This is a genomic window from Enterobacter cloacae complex sp. SYL003, assembly GCF_049236925.1.
GTDB classification, from domain to species: Bacteria; Pseudomonadota; Gammaproteobacteria; order Enterobacterales; family Enterobacteriaceae; genus Enterobacter; species Enterobacter intestinihominis.
In genome coordinates, this window is record NZ_JBMKJK010000067.1 from 1 (window position 1) to 781 (window position 781).

At 62.7% G+C, this 781-nt stretch carries 1 protein-coding gene; it reads left to right on the forward strand.

What is annotated here, in order from left to right; all coding sequences use genetic code 11:
• Window positions 1–186 precede the first annotated feature (186 nt).
• The gene (locus ACOT1A_RS24595) at window positions 187–687 is read left to right on the forward strand and encodes a GNAT family N-acetyltransferase (RefSeq protein ID WP_000376623.1); all 501 of its coding nucleotides are present in this window, start codon (window positions 187–189) and stop codon (window positions 685–687) included.
• The last annotated feature ends 94 nt before the right edge of the window (window positions 688–781 follow it).

A 781-nucleotide genomic window follows, 5' to 3' on the forward strand; every position in this document is an offset into this window, starting at 1 on the left:
AAACCCTCGCGAAATTTCGCAGTCGCGACGCCAGAGACCGAGGGTTAGATCATGCCTAGCATTCACCTTCCGGCCGCCCGCTAGCGGACCCTGGTCAGGTTCCGCGAAGGTGGGCGCAGACATGCTGGGCTCGTCAGGATCAAACTGCACTATGAGGCGGCGGTTCATACCGCGCCAGGGGAGCGAATGGACAGCGAGGAGCCTCCGAACGTTCGGGTCGCCTGCTCGGGTGATATCGACGAGGTTGTGCGGCTGATGCACGACGCTGCGGCGTGGATGTCCGCCAAGGGAACGCCCGCCTGGGACGTCGCGCGGATCGACCGGACATTCGCGGAGACCTTCGTCCTGAGATCCGAGCTCCTAGTCGCGAGTTGCAGCGACGGCATCGTCGGCTGTTGCACCTTGTCGGCCGAGGATCCCGAGTTCTGGCCCGACGCCCTCAAGGGGGAGGCCGCATATCTGCACAAGCTCGCGGTGCGACGGACACATGCGGGCCGGGGTGTCAGCTCCGCGCTGATCGAGGCTTGCCGCCATGCCGCGCGAACGCAGGGGTGCGCCAAGCTGCGGCTCGACTGCCACCCGAACCTGCGTGGCCTATACGAGCGGCTCGGATTCACCCACGTCGACACTTTCAATCCCGGCTGGGATCCAACCTTCATCGCAGAACGCCTAGAACTCGAAATCTAACGTCCGTTCGGGGGCACTGTTGCAAATAGTCGGTGGTGATAAACTTATCATCCCCTTTTGCTGATGGAGCTGCACATGAACCCATTCAAAGGCC